Below are 18,623 nucleotides of genomic sequence, written 5' to 3'. Positions count from 1 at the left end.
CGATCCATGCCTCAGAGGTAATGCGGAAGGCGTTAACAATAGATTATCATAGGGAGAACATTGCTGCGGATTTCGTGCAATTGTTTCGCAACCTTGCCCGTCGCTTGCCCCGCCCCGCCTGCGGTCATATAATTTGACCAATTATCCGGAGCCGCCATGCCCTTCCAGCCCATCCAGCCCGAAAAGCTCTCGACTGCCGTGACCCGGCAGATCGAACAGCTGATCCTGCGCGGCATCCTGCGTCCCGGCGAGCGTCTGCCCTCGGAACGCGAGCTTTCGGAGCGGCTGGGCGTGTCGCGCCCCTCGCTGCGCGAGGCGATTGCGGAATTGCAGGCCAAGGGGTTGCTGTCGTCCCGCGCTGGTGCCGGAATATTTGTCGCCGATGTCCTGGGCTCGGCATTTTCGCCGGCACTGGTGCAGCTCTTTGCCAGCCATTCCGAGGCGGTGTTCGATTATCTCTCGTTCCGGCGCGACATGGAGGGGCTGGCGGCCGAGCGGGCGGCGCGGCTGGGCTCGGACACCGATCTCAAGGTGATCCAGACGGTCTATGACAAGATGGTCGCCGCCCATGCCAAGCGCGACCCCAGCGACGAGGCGGCGCTGGATGCGGAATTCCACCTGTCGATCATCGAAGCCAGCCACAATGTCATCATGCTGCACATGATGCGTTCGATGTATCAGCTGTTGCGCGAAGGCGTGTTCTACAACCGCCAGATCATGTTCAAGCAGCGGCTGACCCGCGAGATGCTGCTCGAGCAGCACCAACGGATCAACAGCGCCCTCCAGGCGCGCGACGGCGGCGCGGCGCGGGCGGCGATCGAGGCGCATCTCGATTATGTGGAGGCGGCGCTGCGCGACGATGTCCGGGCCGAACGCAACGAGGCGATCGCCCGGCAGAGGTTCGAGCACGAACAGAGCCGTAAGGTCTGACACGGCAACCGTCTGCAACGGCAAAACGCCCGAAGCGCGGGGCTCCGGGCGTTTTGTCAATCGGTCGGATGGGGTCGCCCCCGCCGCATCAGTGCAGCTTGGCTTCCACCGTCGAGATCGAGTCGTCGATCAGGCGGTTGGCCTCTTCTTCGGTCATCTGCTTGGCGATCACCTCGCGCGCGGCGGCGACGGCCACCACGACGGCGCGGTCACGCACCTCCTTGACCGCGGCGGCACGGGCCGAAGCGATCTGGTCCTCTGCGCCGGCCAGACGGCGAGCGATCGAGGCTTCGATGTCCTTCTTGGCGGCGTCACCGGCGATGCGCGCCTCTTCCTTGGCGTGGTCGACGATGCGCTGCGACTGGGCTTTCACCTCTTGCTGCTTGCGCTCGTAAGAGGCCAGCAGAGTCTGCGCTTCCTCGCGGATGGCGCGGGCTTCGTCCAGCTCGCTGCGGATACCTTCGGCCCGCTTGTCGAGCATCCCCGCCAGCAGCGCAGGCACCTTGAAGTAGATCAGGATCGCGATGAACAGCAGGAAGGCCAGCACCACGATGAAATCGGTGTTGCTGAGCGAAAAGAACGGGCCGGGGGCAGCCAGCGCCGGGCTGGCCGAGATCGAGCCAGAGGCAATCAGCGCCACTGTCATGAGTTTGCGCATGTCTTACCCTTTCGTCCGTTCGGCCACGGCCGCATCAATCGCGGCGCTGTCCGCACGGCCACCCAGCGCGGTGACGAGCGCTTCCGCGGTGTCCCGCGCAACCTCTTTCACGTTGTCGAGCGCACCGGCGCGAATCTCGGAAATCGCCTTTTCCGATTCCGCCGTGCGGGCGGCGATTTCGGCATCGGCTTTGTCGGTTGCAACCTTCAGTTCGGCTGCGATTTCCGCCTTGGCCTCGGCGATGATGTTCTGGGCCTCGGCACGGGCATCCGCCAGCGCCTTGTCATAGGCCTGTTCGGCCTCACCGGCCTGACGCTTCAGCTCTTCGGCCTTGGCGAGGTCGTTGGTGATGGTTCCCTGACGTTCCGCCAGAACCGCCGCGATGCGCGGCAGCGCGATGCGGGACAGGACGAAATAGATCACGGCCAGCGTGATCAGGAGCCAGAAGATCTGGTTGCCCCAGTGATCGAAGTTCAGCTGCGGCATGCCGGGAGCGGATGCGGCGGCGTCAGCCCCGTATTCGCCAGCGGCCTCTGTGGTTACTGTTGCCATGTCGTCCTCCTTGGGAAGTCCGGTTACCAGCGGTCGGGCGACACAGGTCGCCCGACCGAGGCGTAAGGATCAGTCTTCCGTAAGGCTTAGACGGCGAACATCAGCAGCAGAGCAACCAGGAACGAGAAGATGCCCAGGGCTTCTGCGAAGGCGATGCCGATGAAGAGGGTCGCGGTCTGCGAAGCAGCTGCGGAGGGGTTGCGCAGCGCGCCGGCCAGGTAGTTGCCCGCGACGTTGCCCACACCGATTGCGGCGGCGCCGGAACCGATTGCTGCGAGACCTGCGCCGATGTGTGCGAGTTGACCTTCCATGGGTGTATCTCCTTACGATTGGAAGTTGGAATTCAGGGGTGTTCCGGGCAGAGAGAAGCTCCGCCCATATTGCGTAGGGTGGGTTTCTCAACCCACCGCAGGCTTAGTGCGACGGGTGCAGTGCGTCCTTGAGGTACACGCATGTCAGGATGGTGAAGACATAGGCCTGGATGAAGGACACGAGGATTTCGAGACCGTACATCGCGGTGATCGCCACGACCGAGATCGGCGACACGACGGCGATGGCGGCAAAGCCGGCGAAGACCTTGATCACCGCGTGGCCGGCCATCAGGTTGCCCGCCAGACGAATGGAGTGGCTGACCGGGCGCACGAAGTAGGAAATCACCTCGATCACCGCCAGCACCGGGCGCAGCGCCAACGGCGCGGAAGCGACCCAGAACAGCCCGAGGAACTTGGAGCCATTCTTGACAAAGCCCACCACGGTCACGGTGACGAAGACCAGCAGCGCCAGCACCACGGTCACGGCGAAATGCGAGGTGGTGGTGAAGGACATCGGGATCAGGCCGAGGAAGTTGGCGAAGACGATGAACATGAACAGCGTCATGATATAGGGGAAGAACGCCAGCGCGTCCTTGCCGGCCACGTCTTCGACCATCTTGTAGACAAAGCCGTAGGCCAGCTCGCCGACCGACTGGGTGCGCGACGGGATGATCGCACGGCGCGAGGTGCCCAGCACCATCAGAGCCACGACCGCGAGCACCGCGAGGAACATCCAGAGCGTCACGTTGGTGATGGTGAACATGCCCACCTCGGAGCCGCCAAACAGCGGCTTGACGATGAATTGGTCCATCGGGTGGAAAACCAGCCCGCCCTCTTCGGCACCTTGCGCTTCAACCGCCATTATCGTCCCTCTCGTGCTCTCCGGCCGTGTCGGCCGATTGGTCCTTGGGCTGGAACTCCTTGGCCGTGCGCAGCATGGTCTGCACCCCGGCGGCAAAACCCAGCAATGTAAACAGCACCAGAAAGATCGGCAGCGTGCCGAACAGGCTGTCGAGCCCAAATCCGATGCCAAAGCCGATCCCCAGACCGGCCACCAGTTCGATCACCATGCGCCAGCCCATCTGGGCCTGCGAATAATGCTCTTCCTGATGGGGTTTGGCCTCCCCGCCCTTGAGCTTGGCGATGCGCTCGTCGAGCGCTTCCAGCCGCTTGCGATGCTCAAGGTCCGGCAAGCTGTCCCCCTTGGTAATTCCTGCCGCTGTGCTAAGGCGGCGGCGGCGGCGAGTCAATAAGCGGTGAGCGCCTTTGGCCCAGCCGTCAACTTATTGATATTGCACGACCTTAGAGGAGCTCCCGGCAAGCCTGTCAAACCGTCGCAGGCCGCGGGCGGGCCGATTGCGCCGCTTTGCCATATTCAACTGATCGGTTGATCTTGCCCGCTGCGCCACTTGACCGGGCCGGGCGCAGTGGCTACCTCCGCGGCTGTGACACCGACAGCCTCCCTCGACGCGGTCTTCGCCGCGCTTGCCGATCCCACACGCCGCGCGATCCTGTCGATGCTGCTCGAGGATGACATGGCGGTGACCGATGTGGCCGATCCCTTCGACATGTCGCTGGCGGCGATCTCCAAGCACTTGATGATCCTGACCCGCGCCGGGCTGATCAGCCAGGAAAAGCGCGGCCGGGTGAAATGGTGCAAGCTGGAGCCTGACGCCCTGCGCGCCGCCAGTGTCTGGATGCAGGGCTTTGGCCAGTTCGAACCGGTCAACCTCGACGCTTTCGAGCGTTTTCTGGCGACGGAGCTGCCACAGCGAGAGTGACGGCTCAGGCCGGTGTGACCTCGCGCTGCGGCTCCGGCCGCATCAGGAGCACCAGCGCCAGCACCGTCAGCCCCACCCCGATCAGCACCAAGGGCACCGGCGCGCCATGGCCCAGCCCCAGCTCCCACAAGAGCACCCACGAGGGGGTGAGATAGGTATAGGCCATGACCTTGGAGGCCGGCAGCCGCAGTGAGGCGACTTGCAGCAGGATGAAGGTGGCGACGGTGGCGAAGGTCGCGATATAGGCCAACGTGATCCAGACCAGCGGCGGCAGAGCGGCCCAGTCGGTGGCCCGCAGATCGCCCCAGCCATAGACCGCCACCAGCAGCGCCCCGGCAATCAGGATACCGGTGGTGAAGACGACCGGCGGCTCGCCACGGTTGAGCCTGGCCATCAGCGGCGGATAGATGGCATGGCAGATGCAGCCGAGAAAATAGATCGCCTCCCCGCGTCCGATCTCGAATTGCACCAGCGCTGACCAGCTGCCTTGGAAGATCACCCAGAGTGCACCGCCGGCCCCCACCGCCAACCCCAGCGCGATGCGCGGCGTCAGGCGCTGGCGCATCAGCAGATAGCCGAAACCCGCCGCGATGATCGGGGTCAGGGTAAAGACCGCCGCTGCGCTCACCGGAGCCGCCGTCTTGAGCCCCTCGAACATCAGCACGAAATAGGTGGCGAAAAATCCCGCCAGCACGAAATAGCGCCAGGGCGCCGCCAGATGTGCCCGGCGAATCCGACCGGTGGCGATGGCCACCGCCCCGGTCAGGGTCGCGGCCAAAAGGAACCGCGCCGCCTGAAGCGCCGTCGGCGCGATCTCGTTCGCCACCAGCCCGCCAAGCGAAAAGGAGCCGGCCACCAGCGCCGAGAAACACAACATGGCCAGATGGCCCTTGGACGCCTCAGTCATTCAGCGCGCAGCACTTTTCCCACTGTTTGGCATGGGATTTCAGATATTTCAGAAAGGCCTGGACCTTGGCCGCGCGGTGCAGGTCGACATGAGTGACCAACCAGAGCTGCGAGGCCCATTCGTCGCGCGCCGGCATGATCTCGACCAGATCGGGATGCCGCCTGGCCTCGAATACCGGCACGAACCCGATGCCCGCGCCGGCGACCACGGCTTCGGTGTTGGCGCGCATGTCGGTGCTGCGGAAGACACAGGCGCTTTCGGGCACCTGATCGCGCAGCCAGCGGTACATCGGCGCGCGGCTGTTGAGATCGTCGTGACAGACAATCCGGTGCTGCGCCAGATCGCTGTCGCGCTCGGGTTTGCCATGTGCCTTGACGTAGGTGTTCGAGGCATAAAGCGCGAAGGGATGGCGAAAGAAGGGCTGGACCACGTTGTCGGGCTGTTCCGGCGCCGATCCGGCGCGGATCGCCACATGCGCTTCGCCGTATTCCAGCCGGAACAGGCGGTCGCCGGTCAGATAGCGCAGCACCACATTGGGATAGTCGCGCTGGAACTCGGCCAGCACCGGGGCGAACATCCCCGCCATGCCGACCAGCGAGGTGACGACCAGCTCGCCCGAGACGCCCTCGCCCCGGCCCTTGATCCGGCCCTGCAACTGGTTGAATTGATCCTCGGTGGCCTGCGCCACCCGCAGCAGATCCTCGCCGGCCTCGGTCGGGGTATAGCCGCGGGCATGGCGCTGGAACAACTTGGCGCCGAGCTGCGCCTCGAGCGCGTCGATATGGCGGATCACCGTGGCATGATGCACCCCCAGCGCCTCGGCCGCGCCGCTGACCGTGCCGTGCAGGGCCACCTGAAACGCGGTGCGCACCTCTCCCCAATTGTCCATCAGATACCTCCACCGAATACTTATGTGCAAAAATCAACAAGTCCTGTTGATATGCGGCAATTGAGTTCATGAATGCAAGAGCCAACTCTAGGTGCAGATCAAACCCGGAGACATGACAATGACCACCACCACCCTTTTGCGCATCGACGCATCCGCCCGCAAGGCCGGCTCGGCCACCCGCGTTCTGACCGAGAGCCTGACCGAGACCCTGGCGCCCGAGCGGGTGATCACCCGCGACCTGGCCGAGACACCGCTGCCGCAGATCGACGAGACCTGGGTCGCTGCCAATTTCACCCCCGCCGCCGACCGCAGCGAGGCCCAGAACGCGCGCCTGGCGCAATCCGACGCGCTGGTGGCGGAATTGCAGGCGGCCGATACCATCGTGATCGGCCTGCCGGTCTACAACTTCGGCGTACCGGCCGCGCTCAAGGCCTGGATCGACCTCATCGCCCGCGCCGGCGTGACCTTCCGCTACACCGCCGAGGGCCCCGAAGGGCTGTTGACCGGCAAGAAGGTGATCGTGGCCTTCGCCTCCGGCGGCGTGCAACTGGGCTCGGATTACGATTTCGCCTCGACCTATCTGCGCCACGTGCTGGGCTTTGTCGGATTGACCGATGTGAGCATCATTACCGAACAGGCCGACGCCGCGCAGTTCGCGGCCTGATCCGGCGGCGCTGGGGGGCTCTGCCTCCCGGCCTGCGGCCTCCCCCACGGTGTTTTCGAACAGAAGCAGACCAGATCGCGCAGGGCCGCGGCGGCGGTGCTTGACTCGCCGCCGCCTTTTGCCTATTCCCCGCGGCGATACCCGGAAGACTTGCACCTTCCGGTCCCTTGGGCTTTGCCCGGGATCGCCTCCCACCAGCGCGTTGCGCCCGTGGGGGCGTTTGTGCTTTGTGCGGTCGGCTCTTATGTGAGTTGACGAGGAAACCAGATCGGGAGGCTTGAGAGCCGCATGTTCGAGAACCTGTCAGACCGCCTCTCCGGCGTCTTCGACCGCCTGACCAAACAGGGCGCGCTGAGCGCCGATGACGTCAAGACCGCCCTGCGCGAGGTGCGCGTGGCGCTGCTCGAGGCCGACGTCTCGTTGCCGGTGGCGCGGAGCTTCATCAAGGCGGTCGAGGAAAAGGCCACAGGTGCCGCTGTCACCAAATCGGTCACACCGGGCCAGCAAGTCGTCAAGATCGTGCATGACGAATTGATCGAGGTGCTGAAAGGCGAAGGCGAGCCCGGCACGCTGAAGATCGACAATGCCCCGGCGCCGATCCTGATGGTCGGCCTGCAAGGCTCGGGCAAGACCACCACCACCGGCAAGCTGGCCAAGCGGCTCAAGGACCGCGAAGGCAAGAAGGTGCTGATGGCGTCGCTCGACATCTATCGTCCGGCGGCAATGGATCAGCTGGCGGTGCTCGGCCAACAGGTCGGCGTCGACACGCTGCCCATCGTCAAGGGCGAAAACGCGGTGCAGATCGCCAAGCGCGCCAAGCAGCAGGCCATGCTGGGCGGCTATGACGTCTATATGCTCGACACCGCCGGCCGCCTTCAGATCGACGACGTCCTGATGAAAGAGGTCGAGGACGTCCGCGATGTCGTCAGCCCGCGCGAGACGCTCCTGGTGGTCGACGGGCTGACCGGTCAGGTCGCCGTCGAGGTGGCCGAGGAATTCGACGGCAAGATCGGCATCTCCGGCGTGGTGCTGACGCGGATGGACGGCGACGGCCGTGGCGGCGCGGCGCTGAGCATGCGCGCGGTGACCGGCAAGCCGATCAAGTTCGTCGGCCTCGGCGAGAAGATGGACGCGCTCGAAACCTTCGAGCCGGAGCGGATCGCCGGCCGTATCCTTGGCATGGGCGACATCGTCGCGCTGGTCGAGAAGGCGCAGGAAACGCTGGAGATCGAACAGGCCGAGCGCATGATGAAGCGCTTCCAGAAAGGCCAGTTCAACTTCAACGACCTCAAGATGCAGATGGAGCAGATGCTCAAGATGGGCGGCATGGAGGGCATGATGTCGATGATGCCCGGCATGGGCAAGATGGCCAAACAGGTCGAGGATTCGGGATTCGACGACAAGGTGATCCGCCAGCAGATCGCGCTGATCAACTCGATGACCAAGAAGGAGCGCGCCAATCCCAAACTGCTTCAGGCCAGCCGCAAGAAGCGGATCGCCAAGGGCGCCGGCATGGAAGTTTCCGACCTCAACAAGCTCATGAAGATGCAGCGCCAGATGGGCGACATGATGAAGAAGATGGGCAAGATGGGCAAAGGCGGCATGCTGAAACAGGCGATGCGCGGCATGTTCGGCGGCAAGGGGGGGCTCCCCCCGGAAATGGCGCAGGGCATGGACCCCAAGGCGCTGGAAGCCGCGGCCAAGCAGATGGGCGCCGGAAAGGGGGGCGGTCTGCCCGGCCTTGGCGGCGGCGGCCTGCCCTCCGGTCTCAGCGGGTTCGGCAAGAAGAAGTAACCGATGCTCTCGCCCGTCACCCTCCCCTGCCCCGGCGCCGATATCGCTGCCGCCGCGCGTACCACCCTGCCGGTGCTCGCGACAGAGCGGCTGTTGCTGCGCGCCCCGGAGGTGACGGATTTCGCCCTGTTCAGACGGCTGTTCTCGGCACCGTCGGCCAAGTTCATGGACTCGGTTCCGGGCGATGACGCGATCTGGGCGCAGTTCACCAATTACGTGGCGGGCTGGCTGTTGCGCGGCGACGGCATGTTCACCGTCTGCCACGAAAGCGCACCGGTGGGCTTTGTCTTTGCCGGGGTCGAACCGGGCGACGAGGCGATCGAGCTGGGCTTTTTCATCGCTCCCGAAGCGCAGCGGCAGGGCTTTGCCTACGAGGCGGCGACGGCGGCGCTGGCGCACCTGCGATCGCTCGGCCCGGATCGGATCGTGAGCTACGTGGCGCCCGACAACCGGGCGAGCCGGGCGCTGGTGGCGCGGCTCGGCGGCAGCGAGACCGGCAGGCTCGACGGGGCATTGGTGTTTTCTTATCCGCTGGCCGATGCCGGCGCGCAGGAGGCCCGGCCATGAGCCTGCGGCTCGAAACCCAAAGGCTGATCCTGCGCCCGCCCGCGCCGCGCGACGTGCCGGCGATGACCGAGTTCTATGTCTCGGAACGGTCGCAATATGCCGGCGGCTTCGTGTCGCGCGCCAGGGCCTGGGGCCATGCGGCGGCGATCCTGGGCCATTGGCAGATCCGCGGCTACGGCCTCTGGATGGTGACCGAAAAGGCGGATGACACGGGCCTTGGCATGGTGGGGCCGTACTGCCCCGATGGCCGCCCCGAGACCGAAATCGGCTGGTGCCTGTTCGAAGCGGCCGAAGGCCGTGGCATCGCGGCCAAGGCCGCGCGGGCGGCCATTGCCGATGCCCGCGCGCGGCTGGGCTGGACCGAGATCGTGCATTACATCGCACCGGAGAACACCCGGTCGATCGCGCTGGCCGAACGGTTGGGCGCGGTGCTGGACATCGCCGCCGCGCAGCCCAAGCCCGACACCCCTTGCCTGGTCTACCGCCAGCCCGCGTCCGCCGGGCGCGACGGCCCCCAGACGGCCCGGGGCATCGACATGGAAATCAGCCACGACGTCGACCCGCTGTTACAGCCGAAAGGATATGCCCTTGACTGACGCCGTCACCCGCGCTGCCGCGCTGCTCAAAGGCCACCGCGAAAGCATCGACCGGCTTGATGCGATCCTCGTCTATACCCTGGGCGAGCGGTTCAAGCACACCCAGGCGGTGGGCAAGCTCAAGGCAGAACACGACCTGCCCGCCTCGGACCCGGACCGCGAGGCAAACCAGATCGCGCGGCTCGAGGACCTGGCGGTCCAGGCCGATCTCGACCCGGAATTTGCCAAGAAATTCCTCAACTTCATCATTGCTGAAGTCATTCAGCATCACAAGCAGCACCAATCCTGACCGGCGCTGCGCCGGTCACGACACGCCATTCAAAGGAGATACACCAATGGCCATCAAACTTCGTCTTGCACGTGGCGGTTCCAAGAAACGCCCTTTCTACCGCATCGTCGCCGCCGACAGCCGCATGCCGCGCGACGGCCGCTATATCGAAAAGCTGGGCACCTATAACCCGCTGCTGCCGAAAGACAGCGAAGACCGCGTGAAGATGGACATGGAGCGCGTGCAATACTGGCTCGACCAGGGCGCCCAGACCACCGACCGCGTGTCGCGTTTCCTCGAGGCGGCCGGCGTCGTCGAGAAGAAAGAGCGCGCCAACATGAAGAAGGCCGAGCCGGGCAAGAAAGCCCAGGAACGCGCCGAAGAGAAAGCCGCCAAGGCGGCCGAAGCGGCAGAAGCTCCGGCCGAGGAGTAATCGGTCGCCGGGGCCCGGGCGTCGCGCCCGGGTCTCTTTGCCTTCCGTGCCCATGCGCCTGCTCCGGTTGATCCTTTTTGTGATGGTTGCTTTCGTCTCGGGCGTGTTGTTCGAACGGCTGGAGCAGCGCGAGGCCTGTGAAACCGCCGGCGGGCAATGGCTGCGCGCCGGATATTGCGGGGAGATGTCCCGATGAGCGATCTGGTTTGTGTCGGCGCGATTGCGGGCGCCTTCGGCGTGCGCGGCGAGGTGCGCCTCAAGAGCTTTACCGCCGATCCCACCGCGATTGCCGAATACGCGCCGCTGACCACCGAGGACGGCGCGCGGAGCTTCGATCTCGATCTCGGCCGCCCGGTCAAGGGCGGCTTTGCCGCGCGGCTGTCGGGCGTGATGACCAAGGAACAGGCCGACGACCTGCGCGGCGTGCAGCTCTTTGCGCCGCGCGACCGGCTGCCGGACTTGCCGGATGATGAATATTACCACGCCGATCTGATCGGGGTGGAGGTCTTTGACACCGGCGGCGCGCCGCTGGGCCGGGTCAAGGCGGTGCACAACCACGGCGCCGACGATCTGCTGGAAATCCACGGCCCGGGGCTCAAGGCCACGGTGCTTCTGCCCTTTACGCTGGCCGCGGTGCCGACCGTCGATCTGGCCGCCGGTCGGATCGTCGCCGACCCGCCCGAAGGGCTCTTTCCCGACAAGGGCTAGGCAAAGGCCCCCCGCACCATCAAGGCGCGGATGTTGATCAGCTGCCGCTCGCGCCCGGGGCCGCGGTGATGCGCCTCTGCCGGGATCGCCGCCCAGGCCCTGAGCAGGCGATGCCGGGTGTAGAATCGCGCAATCTCCGGCGAGAGCGCCGGATATTCCGCCGCAAAGGCCCGTTCCCAGGGCTCCGGCATGAGCCGCAGCTCGGGCGGCAGACGCCGGACATGCAACAGCAGATCGGCCCAGAGCTCGCCGATGTCGCGGTCGGCGGGATGCTGGCGTAGGTTCTCGAAATCGATGCCGGTGACCCTGCCTTCGTCAAAGAGCAGGTTGGCCAGGGTCAGATCGCCGTGCAGGCAGGCGCGCCGGACCGCGCGGCCCCGCAAGCCGTCGGCCAGGCTGCGAAGCTGCTCCAACGCCGCCGCGTAGCCGGCGGGTTCGGCGCAATCGGGCGCCGGCGGCAGCCGGTCGACCGCGCCCCGGGGATCGAAACGGCCGGCGCTGACCTCGCGCGCGGCATGCAGCCGGTCGAGCCAGGCGGCGGCCCGGGCGAGGATCTCTTCCGGCGCCACGCCGGCCAGCAGCGCCATGCGCCCGGACCGCCCCGGCACGAACTCCAGCAACAGGGCCCGGCGGGCTTCGTCGAACCCCAGCAACCGCTGCGCCGCCAGCCCCGGGTGCCGGCGAAAGATCCGCCCGGCCTGGCGATGCGCCCGGACGATGCGGCGAAACCGGGGCAGATCGGCCTGCGGAAACAGCTTGAGCACCACATCCCCAACCCGCCAGACATCGGGACCCAGGAGCTCGACATCGGCGGGACGGGTCTCGGGGCGCAGCGCGGCCCAGGCGCGCAGGGGCAGGTCGGCAAGGATCATGGCGGCATTGATGCGGCATTTGGCCGGGTGCGCAAGCCAGGGGGTCTTTGCAGGCGCAGATTGGCAGGCTAAGGAGCGCGCATGACACAGCCAAAGTCCCCTCCGAGCAAGTCCCATGGCCGCAAGGCCGTGCGCCCGACCCTGACTCCGCAGCCGCTGATGACCGACACGCCGGACCTGCACGACGTCTGGCGGGCCAGCGTGATCACGCTGTTTCCCGAGATGTTTCCCGGCGTTCTGGGCGGATCGCTCACCGGGCGGGCGCTGAAGGACGGCAAATGGCAGCTCGACACCGTGCATCTGCGCGATTTCGGTGAGGGTCGGCACCGCAATGTCGACGACACCCCCGCCGGCGGCGGCGCCGGCATGGTGCTGCGCGCCGACATCATGGGCCGCGCCATCGAACATGCCTTGCGCAAGGGGCCCGGCCCGCTGATCTATCTCAGCCCACGCGGCCGGCGCTTTGATCAGGCGATGGCCCGGAGCCTGGCCACCACCCCCGGCGCGATCTTCATCTGCGGCCGCTTCGAGGGGCTCGACCAGCGGGTGATCGAGCATTACGGCATCACCGAAGTCAGCCTTGGCGATTTTGTCATGACCGGCGGCGAGCTGGCGGCACAGGCGGTGATCGACGCCACGGTGCGGCTGCTTCCGGGCGTTTTGGGCAATGAAGCCAGCGCCGAAGAGGAAAGCTTTTCCAACGGCCTGCTGGAACATCCGCATTATACCAAACCGGCGGATTGGCACGGCCACAAGATCCCCGACGTGCTGCTCTCGGGCCATCACGGCGAGATCGCCAAATGGCGTCAGGCGCAGTCGGAAGCGATCACCCGGGCGCGCCGGCCCGACCTCTGGGAGGCCTGGCTGGCGCAGCAAGGGTGACAACACCGGCGGCCGGCGCCCGGCCCGATCTGCGCGCCTTTGTTTTCGCCGTGCCTGCGCACGCCGACCGGCTGGGGGCTCTGCCCCCAGACCCCCGGGATATTTTTGGCCAGAAGAAGCAGCCTGGCCTTGCGCTCCTGACCGATCGCGCGGATATTCCGGCGAAGTGCCGGTGGGACTGCCGATGGCGCGCCAAGGAGTCGAGACCCCGAGGCCGCCCTTGCAGCCATCCGTGCGCCATCGGAGGCCTTGCCTGCGGAGGATTGCCGGGTCGGGCCGCTTTTCGCTTGAAAACTGCCCGGTTCTCTGGTTTACCGCGCGCATCCCGCGCCATGCCGGTTTTTGTCGATTCCCGTCTGCTTCTGGCGGGGCTTGCAAATGCCACCCTGGCAAGGCGTGTGACCGACGACAGCAAAGCCGACCTGATCTCTGGCGGGCGCGACATGCGGACCCGAGAGAAGACCGAGAGCTCTGAGGCCGACCACCTTCACGGGCAAAACCGTGAGCGACATAGGAGAGGATCAGATGGATCTGATCGCAGAACTCGAGGCGGAACAGATCGCCTCGCTCGGGAAGGAGATTCCCGATTTCAAGGCCGGCGACACCGTGCGCGTCGGCTACAAGGTGACCGAAGGCACCCGCACCCGGGTGCAGAACTACGAAGGCGTCTGCATCAGCCGCAAGAACGGCGAAGGCATTGCCGGATCGTTCACCGTCCGCAAGATTTCCTTCGGCGAAGGCGTGGAACGTGTGTTCCCGCTCTATTCGACCAACATCGACAGCATCACCGTGGTGCGCCGTGGCCGTGTCCGCCGTGCCAAGCTGTACTACCTGCGCTCGCGCCGCGGCAAATCGGCCCGCATCGCCGAGGACGCAAACTACAAGCCCAAGTCTTCGGGCGCCGAAGCGTAAGGAGTGGCGAGATGAAAAAAGACACCCATCCCGATTACCACGTCATCGACGTCAAGATGACCGATGGCACCGTCGTCCAGATGCGCACCACCTGGGGCAAGGAAGGCGACACCATGACGCTGGACATCGATCCCAGCGCGCACCCGGCCTGGACCGGCGGCAACACCCGCCTGATGGACCAGGGCGGCCGCGTGTCGAAGTTCAAGAAGAAATACGAGGGCCTCGGGTTCTAAGCACCCGTGCATTCCACGCGTTTTGTGGCTGCCCCCGGAACCTCCGCGGGCAGCCATTTTCATTTGTGCCTGCTCTTTTGTGAAAGCGAGTTTAACCATGTCGACCCTCTCCCTCTCCCGCGCGCCCTCGCTTTGGCGCGAAGGCCTGATCCTCGGCGCGCTGGTCATTCCCGGCCCCTTTGCGGTGGACATGTTCCTGCCGGCCATGCCCGACATCACCCGCGATCTCGGTGCCTCGGTCGCCGCGACGCAGATGACGCTGACCGCCTATTTCATCGCCTTCGGCCTGGCGCAGATGATCTATGGCCCCTGGTCGGATGCCGCGGGGCGCAAACCGCCGATCTATGCCGGGCTGGGGGTCTTCCTGCTGGGCACGCTGGCCTGTGCCCTGGCGCCGTCGATCGGCGTGCTGATCGCGGCGCGGGTGGTGCAGGCGATCGGCGCGGCGGTGTTGATGGTGGTGCCGCGCGCGATCATCCGTGACCGGCACACCGGCGATGCGGCGACCCGGATGATGGCGATGATCATGCTGGTGATGTCGGTCTCGCCGATGCTGGCTCCGCTCGCGGGCAGCCTGATCATGGGGGTCGGCAGCTGGCGGATGATCTTCGGCGTTCTGGCCGCCGCCGGGGGCCTGGCGCTGGTGCTGAGCCTGCGCGCCCTGCCCGAGACCCTGGTGCCGGAGGCACGCCAGCCGGTCAACCTCGGCTCGATGCGGCGCGGCATCGCGCTCCTGTCGCGCGATCCGGTGTTCATGGGGCTGACCTTGGTCGGCGGTTTCGGCATGGCGAGCTTTTTTGTCTACCTGGCGATGTCGCCCTTTGTCTTTACCGGCGCCTACGGGCTCAGCCCGCAGCAGTTCAGCCTGGCCTTTGCGGTCAATGCCATGGGCTTCATCGCCGCCTCGCAATTCGCCGCCACCCTGGGCGCCCGCTTTGGCGCGGCGCGGGTGGTGATCTGGGCGACCTTCGGCTTTGCCGGCTTTGCGGTGCTGCTTGGTTTCTGGGCGTTTCTCGGCGCGGTGCCGCTGTTCGGGCTGATCCTCGGGCTGGCGCTGGGCAATGCCTGCCTCGGCCTCGTGGTGCCGACCTCGATGGTGCTGGCGCTGGACCCGCACGGGCCGATCGCCGGTCTCGCCTCGTCCTACGGCGGCACGTTGCAGATGGTGGTGGGCGGTGTGATGATCGGGCTGACCGGGCTGGTCTTTGACGGCACGCCCGAACGGCTGATCCTGGCCATCCTGATCTGTGCACTGCTGGCGGTTGCGACCGTGCTGGCGACGCGCGGCGGCCGCCCGCGGGGCTGACAGCGCCGGGTTTCGCCGCGCCTGCGGGGTCGACCGGCCGGGAGGCTTTGCCCCCGGACCCCGGGCCGCCCCGACTCGCACACCGGGGGGGCTTTGCCCCCCGAACCCTTCCCACCGGCATTTGCAAACAGAAGAATACCGGATCGGCGAAAAACCCCGCGCGGGCTCTTGTACGTGCTCCGGGTTGATGGGAATAAGCGGCCACTCAGAGCAGCAGGTGTCAGGGCAGAGAGGCTAACCCATGGCGCACAAGATCGTTGTCGGCAATGAAAAGGGCGGCGCGGGGAAATCCACCGTGTCGATGCATGTGGCCACCGCATTGGCGCGGATCGGGCACAGCGTCGGCGTGGTCGATCTCGACCTGCGCCAGAAGACGTTCGGCCGCTACATGCACAACCGGCTGAGCCATATGGCCGAGGCCGGGCTGGCGCTGCCGACACCGCAATATCACGACGTGCCGGCCACCGAAGGCGACGAAGACGCCAAGATCCACGGCGCGCTCGCGGCCTTGGAACCGGTCTGCGACTTCGTGCTGATCGACTGCCCCGGCTCGCACACCCGGCTGAGCCAGCTGGCGCATTCGCTGGCCGACACCCTGGTGACGCCGCTGAACGACAGCTTCGTCGATTTCGACCTGCTGGCCCATATCGACACCGAAGGCGACAAGATCACCGGGCCATCGGTCTATTCCGAGATGGTCTGGCGCGCCCGCCAGGAGCGCGCCGTCGCCGGGGGCAAGCCGATCGACTGGGTGGTGCTGCGCAACCGGGTGGGCGCGCAGCAGATGGTCAACAAGATGAAGATGGAACAGGCGGTGCAGAAGCTGTCGAAGCGGATCGGCTTTCGCGTCGCACCCGGATTTTCCGAACGGGTGGTGTTTCGCGAGCTGTTTCCCCGCGGGCTGACGCTGCTCGATCTCAAGGATGCCGGGGTGCGCCAGCTCAACATGTCGAATATCGCCGCGCGGCAGGAATTGCGCGAGCTGATCAAGGCGCTGAACCTGCCCGGGGTCGCGGTCAACTTCTGACCACAGGCGGCGGAGCGCTCACGTCGCGGTGATCGCGCCGGTGGCGGGGTTCTCTCGCGCCGCTCCGGCAGGCAAGCTGGGGCGACGAGACCTTCAAGAGCCTGCCGATGCTGAACCGCCGCAGATTTCTGACCGCCGCCGCCACCGCGCCGTTCCTGCGCCCGGCGCGGGCCGCCGGCGATGCGCCGGATTTTGCCACAAGAGACGCCGCCCGGGCCTGGCGCGCGGCGGGCGGCCGGCTGGACGCGGGCCAGCGTTTTACCGCCGGCGGCATTGGCTATCTCTGGCAACCGGGCGCGCGCTGGATCCCCGACATGGCCGACGTGGTGCCGCTGGGCGCCCCCCGGCCGGAGCATTTCGGCGCCCTGCCCGACCTGCGCTGGCGACAGCTGCGCGAGGGCGACCTCGACGGGCTGAACGGCGCCGTCTACGGGCCGCTGCGCGCGGGCGGCAGCAATGCGATCAACGGCTTCCTGCTGGCCGATCGCTATGCCCGCGCGCAGGGCGCCGGCCGCTGCCGGGCCGAAGGCGATTACCTGGTGCGCAGCTACAGCCGCGTCCGGGCCGGTGGCCGCGAGGACCGCTGGGCCTTTCCCTTCTTTGCAGAGCGGCCCGAGCAAATCCGCGTCGCGCTCTATCGTGCCGAGGTCTTTGCAGCGCTGCGCCATGACCCCGGGCTGGACCGCGCCGCGCTGGCCGAGCAGGTGCATGTCGAGCTGTCGCCCGCCGACTATGAGATCGAGCTGTCCCCCGACGGGCTGGGCGGCGTGCTACATTACCGGCCGGAGGCGGGCCAGTATATCGACATCTGCCGGCAGTTCGACCTGACCGCCGAATGGCGGCACAGCGGCGTGCTCTGGACCGATTTCCAGACCTTTCAATGCGGCCTGAACCTCGCGGCCTCGGGGGCCGCCTGGGAGGGTGACCGGATCATCGGACGGTACAGCTACTACGGCTCGAAACCGGCGAACCGCGGACAGAATGGCGTCGTGGCCGGGGCGATCACCGGCTATTACACCACCGAGGCCCAGCCGCGCCGGCGCGATGTCCGGCTGCGGGCGCGAGTGTGCCGTGCGGCCTCGGTGCGGGGCGACGAGAACGACCGTTATGTCGACAGCGACCCCTCGATCCTGACCGCCGCAGTCGGCTGGATCGACAGCCCGGTGTTTCAGGTCGGCACATTCGGCCGTACCAACACGCCGAGCAACATGTTGTTTCTGGCCCATTGGAGCGGCCGTTACCGGCCGCCCGCCGGGCGCGAGACGCTCGACAAAGCCGGCTATCCGCTGACCGAAACCTGGCACCCGGAGAATGTGACGCTGGAGTTTCTCAGCCCGATCGACCGGGCGACACATGGCTTTACCAAGGGCTGGGAACTGGCCGCCGTGGCCGGGGCTCATGTCGGCCGGGCAGAGCATGTCGGGGTCAGCCATCCCTATTGGATCGGGGTCGGCGATGTCTCGGATGCCTTTGCCAATCCGGCCCAGCGCGGGCGGGTGAACCGCGCGCCGATCCGGGTGGGCCACCAGACCGCGATCGAGATCGCGCCCGATCCGGAGACGGAATATTATGGCGTGCTCTACAAGGGCACCGGCACGTCGAAATTCGAAACCTATCCCGGCACCGACATCGCCGTGCAGCGCCATGGCGAGCTCAACGTCACCTGCGAGGGCCACAGCATCGCGGCGGTGCAGGGCACGCTCGAAGCAATCCGACTGCGCCAGTTCCGTGGCCGGGTCGATCTGGGCGATTGCTGGCTGACCGGCGCGCGAAAGGCGCTTTACGCGCTCGGGGGCGAAGGCCGCTGGACCGCGCGCATTCATCGGTACGACGGGCTGATCCACAGCCAGAACCACGCCTTTGGGCGGCTGGAGGGACCAGTCTTTGCCGGCACGGCCGAGCGCCGCACCGGGCCGCCGGACCGAGGCGGGCCAGCGGTCTTTGCCGAAGGTCAGGTCTTTGCCACGCGCACGCGGGCGGCGGCGCATGCCGGCGCGCAATGGCTCCCGATCGAGGCGCTGAGCGATCCCTGGCACGATATCAACGCCGGCGACAGGCTGGATATCGCGGCGCCGGACGGCAGGCTCATCAGCGTCTATGCCACCGGGCTTTTCGTCAATGGGACGGTCCGGATCGGGATCACCCCGCTGCCGCTGGACGTCGCGGCGGGAACGACGGTCAGGATCGATCAGAGCGCGGGGCTGGAAATCGCAAGCGCGCCGCGAACCGCCACGCGCTTGCGGCTTTTCACTTCGGTCGGGCGGATAAGACGCGCCCCGTTCTGAGCAGGTGCCGCGTCAATGCAGCATTGGCCCCTGCCGACAAACAGGCGC

At 66.5% G+C, this 18,623-nt stretch carries 23 protein-coding genes; 15 read left to right on the top strand and 8 right to left on the bottom strand.

Translation table 11 applies throughout. The annotated features are described in order from the left end of the window. The first annotated feature begins 156 nt into the window (after positions 1-156). Positions 157-930, top strand: a complete 774-nt coding sequence (locus BMW90_RS01795; protein ID WP_048530174.1) for an FCD domain-containing protein — start codon at positions 157-159, stop codon at positions 928-930. A gap of 88 nt (positions 931-1,018) precedes the next feature. On the opposite strand, the gene BMW90_RS01790 is transcribed toward BMW90_RS01795, so the two are convergent. The 5 genes from BMW90_RS01790 to BMW90_RS01770 form a co-directional block, all read right to left on the bottom strand. After that, positions 1,019-1,588: a F0F1 ATP synthase subunit B gene (locus BMW90_RS01790; RefSeq protein ID WP_048530172.1), complete on the bottom strand. Its 570-nt coding sequence runs from the start codon at positions 1,586-1,588 to the stop codon at positions 1,019-1,021. 3 nt (positions 1,589-1,591) lie between these two features. Further along, on the bottom strand, positions 1,592-2,140 hold the full coding sequence (locus tag BMW90_RS01785) for a F0F1 ATP synthase subunit B' (protein WP_048530169.1): 549 nt from the start codon (positions 2,138-2,140) through the stop codon (positions 1,592-1,594). Between the two features lie 86 nt (positions 2,141-2,226). Next, positions 2,227-2,451, bottom strand: a complete 225-nt coding sequence (locus BMW90_RS01780) for a F0F1 ATP synthase subunit C (RefSeq protein WP_022572950.1) — start codon at positions 2,449-2,451, stop codon at positions 2,227-2,229. 103 nt (positions 2,452-2,554) lie between these two features. After that, positions 2,555-3,313, bottom strand: coding sequence for a F0F1 ATP synthase subunit A (locus BMW90_RS01775; protein ID WP_048530166.1), 759 nt, complete (start codon positions 3,311-3,313; stop codon positions 2,555-2,557). Then, positions 3,303-3,644 (bottom strand): AtpZ/AtpI family protein, encoded by a 342-nt coding sequence (locus BMW90_RS01770; RefSeq protein WP_048530162.1) that lies wholly within the window; start codon positions 3,642-3,644, stop codon positions 3,303-3,305. Before BMW90_RS01770 ends, BMW90_RS01775 begins: the two co-directional genes overlap by 11 nt. A gap of 252 nt (positions 3,645-3,896) precedes the next feature. Between BMW90_RS01770 and BMW90_RS01765 the strand changes: the two genes are divergently transcribed. Continuing rightward, positions 3,897-4,232, top strand: coding sequence for an ArsR/SmtB family transcription factor (locus BMW90_RS01765; protein WP_048530161.1), 336 nt, complete (start codon positions 3,897-3,899; stop codon positions 4,230-4,232). A 4-nt stretch (positions 4,233-4,236) separates the two neighbouring features. On the opposite strand, the gene BMW90_RS01760 is transcribed toward BMW90_RS01765, so the two are convergent. Together BMW90_RS01760 and BMW90_RS01755 are read right to left on the bottom strand one after the other, a co-directional pair. After that, positions 4,237-5,139 (bottom strand): DMT family transporter, encoded by a 903-nt coding sequence (locus BMW90_RS01760; protein WP_074834539.1) that lies wholly within the window; start codon positions 5,137-5,139, stop codon positions 4,237-4,239. Continuing rightward, on the bottom strand, positions 5,132-6,028 hold the full coding sequence (locus BMW90_RS01755) for a LysR family transcriptional regulator (protein WP_074834538.1): 897 nt from the start codon (positions 6,026-6,028) through the stop codon (positions 5,132-5,134). The genes BMW90_RS01760 and BMW90_RS01755 overlap by 8 nt, the downstream gene beginning before the upstream one ends. A gap of 118 nt (positions 6,029-6,146) precedes the next feature. On the opposite strand from BMW90_RS01755, the gene BMW90_RS01750 reads away from it, so the two are divergent. The 7 genes from BMW90_RS01750 to rimM all read left to right on the top strand — a co-directional run bounded on the left by BMW90_RS01750 (position 6,147) and on the right by rimM (position 11,058). Then, on the top strand, positions 6,147-6,692 hold the full coding sequence (locus BMW90_RS01750; RefSeq protein ID WP_074834854.1) for an FMN-dependent NADH-azoreductase: 546 nt from the start codon (positions 6,147-6,149) through the stop codon (positions 6,690-6,692). 288 nt (positions 6,693-6,980) lie between these two features. Further along, complete coding sequence (gene ffh / locus BMW90_RS01745) at positions 6,981-8,486, top strand: signal recognition particle protein (RefSeq protein WP_074834536.1); 1,506 nt, start codon at positions 6,981-6,983, stop codon at positions 8,484-8,486. 3 nt (positions 8,487-8,489) lie between these two features. After that, a complete protein-coding gene (locus BMW90_RS01740) occupies positions 8,490-9,053 on the top strand; it encodes a GNAT family N-acetyltransferase (RefSeq protein WP_074834534.1) in 564 nt (187 codons plus the stop codon). Continuing rightward, entirely contained in the window at positions 9,050-9,649 is a 600-nt protein-coding gene (locus tag BMW90_RS01735; RefSeq protein ID WP_074834533.1) for a GNAT family N-acetyltransferase, read from the top strand. Before BMW90_RS01740 ends, BMW90_RS01735 begins: the two co-directional genes overlap by 4 nt. Continuing rightward, positions 9,642-9,938, top strand: coding sequence for a chorismate mutase (locus tag BMW90_RS01730; RefSeq protein ID WP_048530151.1), 297 nt, complete (start codon positions 9,642-9,644; stop codon positions 9,936-9,938). Before BMW90_RS01735 ends, BMW90_RS01730 begins: the two co-directional genes overlap by 8 nt. Before the next feature lie 46 nt (positions 9,939-9,984). Beyond that, complete coding sequence (gene rpsP / locus BMW90_RS01725) at positions 9,985-10,350, top strand: 30S ribosomal protein S16 (protein WP_048530149.1); 366 nt, start codon at positions 9,985-9,987, stop codon at positions 10,348-10,350. Between the two features lie 192 nt (positions 10,351-10,542). Then, entirely contained in the window at positions 10,543-11,058 is a 516-nt protein-coding gene (rimM, locus tag BMW90_RS01720; RefSeq protein ID WP_048530148.1) for a ribosome maturation factor RimM, read from the top strand. Here the strand turns inward: rimM and BMW90_RS01715 are convergent. Continuing rightward, positions 11,055-11,930 (bottom strand): phosphotransferase, encoded by an 876-nt coding sequence (locus tag BMW90_RS01715; protein ID WP_074834530.1) that lies wholly within the window; start codon positions 11,928-11,930, stop codon positions 11,055-11,057. The two genes, rimM and BMW90_RS01715, sit on opposite strands and share 4 nt — an antisense overlap. Positions 11,931-12,011: 81 nt before the next feature. Between BMW90_RS01715 and trmD the strand changes: the two genes are divergently transcribed. From trmD to BMW90_RS01685, 6 genes are all read left to right on the top strand, one after another. Then, the gene (gene trmD, locus BMW90_RS01710) at positions 12,012-12,812 is read left to right on the top strand and encodes a tRNA (guanosine(37)-N1)-methyltransferase TrmD (RefSeq protein ID WP_074834528.1); all 801 of its coding nucleotides are present in this window, start codon (positions 12,012-12,014) and stop codon (positions 12,810-12,812) included. A 525-nt stretch (positions 12,813-13,337) separates the two neighbouring features. Next, positions 13,338-13,724, top strand: a complete 387-nt coding sequence (gene rplS / locus BMW90_RS01705) for a 50S ribosomal protein L19 (RefSeq protein ID WP_048530144.1) — start codon at positions 13,338-13,340, stop codon at positions 13,722-13,724. Between the two features lie 11 nt (positions 13,725-13,735). Next, positions 13,736-13,957 carry a 50S ribosomal protein L31 gene (gene rpmE, locus BMW90_RS01700; protein WP_048530142.1) on the top strand — a complete coding sequence of 74 codons (222 nt, stop codon included), beginning with the start codon at positions 13,736-13,738 and terminating at the stop codon, positions 13,955-13,957. 97 nt (positions 13,958-14,054) lie between these two features. Beyond that, complete coding sequence (locus BMW90_RS01695) at positions 14,055-15,263, top strand: multidrug effflux MFS transporter (RefSeq protein WP_074834527.1); 1,209 nt, start codon at positions 14,055-14,057, stop codon at positions 15,261-15,263. 241 nt (positions 15,264-15,504) lie between these two features. After that, positions 15,505-16,290, top strand: coding sequence for a division plane positioning ATPase MipZ (locus tag BMW90_RS01690; RefSeq protein WP_074834525.1), 786 nt, complete (start codon positions 15,505-15,507; stop codon positions 16,288-16,290). A gap of 107 nt (positions 16,291-16,397) precedes the next feature. Next, on the top strand, positions 16,398-18,575 hold the full coding sequence (locus BMW90_RS01685; protein ID WP_074834524.1) for a hypothetical protein: 2,178 nt from the start codon (positions 16,398-16,400) through the stop codon (positions 18,573-18,575). Positions 18,576-18,623: the final 48 nt, after the last annotated feature.

It is taken from the genome of Marinovum algicola (assembly GCF_900109145.1).
Lineage (GTDB): Bacteria > Pseudomonadota > Alphaproteobacteria > Rhodobacterales > Rhodobacteraceae > Marinovum > Marinovum algicola.
Note: the sequence above shows the minus strand (reverse complement) of the source record. Positions and strands in the feature narration are given on the sequence as shown.

What these genes read in the sequence shown, in the direction of transcription:
- BMW90_RS01690 (WP_074834525.1), top strand. Translation starts at nt 15,505, where the DNA reads ATGGCGCACAAGATCGTTGTCGGCAATGAAAAGGGCGGCGCGGGGAAA.
- ffh (WP_074834536.1), top strand. Translation starts at nt 6,981, where the DNA reads ATGTTCGAGAACCTGTCAGACCGCCTCTCCGGCGTCTTCGACCGCCTG.
- rplS (WP_048530144.1), top strand. Translation starts at nt 13,338, where the DNA reads ATGGATCTGATCGCAGAACTCGAGGCGGAACAGATCGCCTCGCTCGGG.
- BMW90_RS01735 (WP_074834533.1), top strand. Translation starts at nt 9,050, where the DNA reads ATGAGCCTGCGGCTCGAAACCCAAAGGCTGATCCTGCGCCCGCCCGCG.
- BMW90_RS01755 (WP_074834538.1), bottom strand. Translation starts at nt 6,028, where the DNA reads ATGGACAATTGGGGAGAGGTGCGCACCGCGTTTCAGGTGGCCCTGCAC.
- BMW90_RS01750 (WP_074834854.1), top strand. Translation starts at nt 6,147, where the DNA reads ATGACCACCACCACCCTTTTGCGCATCGACGCATCCGCCCGCAAGGCC.
- BMW90_RS01760 (WP_074834539.1), bottom strand. Translation starts at nt 5,139, where the DNA reads ATGACTGAGGCGTCCAAGGGCCATCTGGCCATGTTGTGTTTCTCGGCG.
- BMW90_RS01780 (WP_022572950.1), bottom strand. Translation starts at nt 2,451, where the DNA reads ATGGAAGGTCAACTCGCACACATCGGCGCAGGTCTCGCAGCAATCGGT.
- BMW90_RS01785 (WP_048530169.1), bottom strand. Translation starts at nt 2,140, where the DNA reads ATGGCAACAGTAACCACAGAGGCCGCTGGCGAATACGGGGCTGACGCC.
- rpmE (WP_048530142.1), top strand. Translation starts at nt 13,736, where the DNA reads ATGAAAAAAGACACCCATCCCGATTACCACGTCATCGACGTCAAGATG.
- BMW90_RS01795 (WP_048530174.1), top strand. Translation starts at nt 157, where the DNA reads ATGCCCTTCCAGCCCATCCAGCCCGAAAAGCTCTCGACTGCCGTGACC.
- BMW90_RS01775 (WP_048530166.1), bottom strand. Translation starts at nt 3,313, where the DNA reads ATGGCGGTTGAAGCGCAAGGTGCCGAAGAGGGCGGGCTGGTTTTCCAC.
- BMW90_RS01715 (WP_074834530.1), bottom strand. Translation starts at nt 11,930, where the DNA reads ATGATCCTTGCCGACCTGCCCCTGCGCGCCTGGGCCGCGCTGCGCCCC.
- BMW90_RS01685 (WP_074834524.1), top strand. Translation starts at nt 16,398, where the DNA reads ATGCTGAACCGCCGCAGATTTCTGACCGCCGCCGCCACCGCGCCGTTC.
- BMW90_RS01790 (WP_048530172.1), bottom strand. Translation starts at nt 1,588, where the DNA reads ATGCGCAAACTCATGACAGTGGCGCTGATTGCCTCTGGCTCGATCTCG.
- rpsP (WP_048530149.1), top strand. Translation starts at nt 9,985, where the DNA reads ATGGCCATCAAACTTCGTCTTGCACGTGGCGGTTCCAAGAAACGCCCT.
- BMW90_RS01740 (WP_074834534.1), top strand. Translation starts at nt 8,490, where the DNA reads ATGCTCTCGCCCGTCACCCTCCCCTGCCCCGGCGCCGATATCGCTGCC.
- rimM (WP_048530148.1), top strand. Translation starts at nt 10,543, where the DNA reads ATGAGCGATCTGGTTTGTGTCGGCGCGATTGCGGGCGCCTTCGGCGTG.
- BMW90_RS01695 (WP_074834527.1), top strand. Translation starts at nt 14,055, where the DNA reads ATGTCGACCCTCTCCCTCTCCCGCGCGCCCTCGCTTTGGCGCGAAGGC.
- trmD (WP_074834528.1), top strand. Translation starts at nt 12,012, where the DNA reads ATGACACAGCCAAAGTCCCCTCCGAGCAAGTCCCATGGCCGCAAGGCC.